The sequence below is a fragment of the Streptomyces lonarensis genome (assembly GCF_012033735.1).
Taxonomy (GTDB): domain Bacteria; phylum Actinomycetota; class Actinomycetes; order Streptomycetales; family Streptomycetaceae; genus Streptomyces; species Streptomyces lonarensis.
Genome location: NZ_JAAVJD010000439.1, coordinates 1 through 1,797 on the forward strand (window position 1 = coordinate 1; position 1,797 = coordinate 1,797).

General features: G+C 77.0%; 1 protein-coding gene. It reads left to right on the plus strand.

Annotated features, from left to right (window positions below; genetic code table 11):
• Positions 1 to 489: 489 nt before the first annotated feature.
• A partial coding sequence (locus HCN56_RS25365) for a BTAD domain-containing putative transcriptional regulator (protein ID WP_312871451.1) occupies positions 490 to 1,797 on the plus strand: 1,308 nt, incomplete at its 3' end.

The following is a 1,797-nucleotide window of genomic DNA, read 5'->3' on the forward strand; positions in this document are numbered from 1 at the left end:
CCCGGACGGCGCATCCGGGGCCGCGCGGGGCGGGGCGCCGGGCGGTCGTGACGCACGGTGACTGTGGTGCGCGGGGGGTGCGAGGGGTGTGCGTGGCCGGAACCGGTCGGCGGCGGCCCGGCCGCCGCGCCCGCTCCCCGACGTGGCCCGTCCCCCTGTGCCACCCCGATGCCGCGCAGGTCGGGCGGGCGGCGGCCCACCGGGGCGGAACGGGCCGGTTCGGGGTGATCGGGCGCGGCGGGTGACTGATGGTCACGTGGCCTGATCTGACAGCTTGCTGTCCCTGCGTGCTGCAACAAGCTGTCGTCGAAGGACCTCCAACCCCCGTGGATACGCGCGTAGAGTCACGGCGCCGGGAAGATCCAGCAACACTCAAGGTGGAACCTGATGAGTGCCACGGTCCGCTCCTGCACCGTCCCCCCACGTCCCCCCGCCCGCCCCCCGCAGCGCCGGTCCGCCCGGCGCGGTCGCTGAACCGCGGCCGCCCCCGTGCGCTTCCAGCTGCTGGGACCGCTGAGCATCTGTGACACCTCCGACACGGTCGTGCTCCAGCCGTCCAAGCCCACCAACCTGCTCGCCGCCCTGCTGCTGCACTCCAACACCGTCGTCTCGGCGGACTTCCTGCAGCGCATGGTGTGGGGCGACGAGCAGCCCGCGACCGCCAAGGCCGCGCTCCAGACCTGCGTGCTGCGCCTGCGCCGGCTCTTCCAGCGGCACGGGGTGACGGACACCAGCATCGAGGCCGTGCCCGGCGGCTACCGCATCACCGCCGACCCCCGCACGCTCGACCTGCTGGAGTTCCGCGCCTATGTCACCGCCGCGGACCACGGCGGCGATGCGGAGGAGCAACTGCGCTCCCTGCGGTCGGCGTTGGCGCTGTGGCAGGGGTCGGTGCTGGCCAACGTCCGCTCCGAGCCGGTGCAGCGGGACCTGGTGCCGCAGCTCTCGGAGGAGCGGCTGCACGTGGTGGAGCGCGTCTGCGACCTGGAACTCGCGCTGGGACGCTGCTCGATGGTGCTCGGCGACCTGTGGGGCGCGACCCGCGCCCATCCCGACCACGGCCGGTTCCGTGAGCAGTTGATCGAGGCGCTGTACCGCACCGGACGGCAGGCGGAGGCGCTGGCCGAGTACCGCAGGGTGAAGCAGTACCTCTCCGACGAACTGGGCGTGGACCCCTCCCCGGCGCTCCAGCAGCTCGAACTCGCGATCCTGCGCGGCGAGGACCTCGGGCCCACCACCGGTCCGGGGACGAGGCCCGCCGTCCGCGGCGAGGTGGTCCGCCTGCCGCTTCCCGCCGCCGAGGCGCCGACGCCCGGTGACGGCGTGCGGCGGGTCGTCACCGCCTCCGGAGCGGCGGGCGGCGAGCCGGCCGCGGTAGCGGAGCACCCTGCGGCGGTCCCGGCCCGGCCCGCCGGGCCCGAGCGGGCGGCGGTCGCCGGACCGGCCGCGGCGGAGGGCCGGCTCCGCGCGGCGGAGGACGCCCCTCGTGGTCCGGGAGGCACCCCGGCGGGGGCGGTCGGCCTCCGCCTCGCGACGGAGCCGCCGGCGGGCGCCGACCCCGGCGTCCCCCGGGCCCGCCGGGCGGGTGACGACGCGGACCACCAATCCATCGACCAGCGCACCGCCGACCAGCGCACCGCCGACCACCACGCCGCCGACCACCGTGTGGCCGACCACCACCCCGCCGACCGTCCCGCCGCTCCCGACCGTCCCGCCGAGCGCCGGGCGGGCGCCGACGCCCCGACCGGCCGTCACACCGGCGCGGTGGCCGGCGCCCACCACACCGCGCCCCGCCAC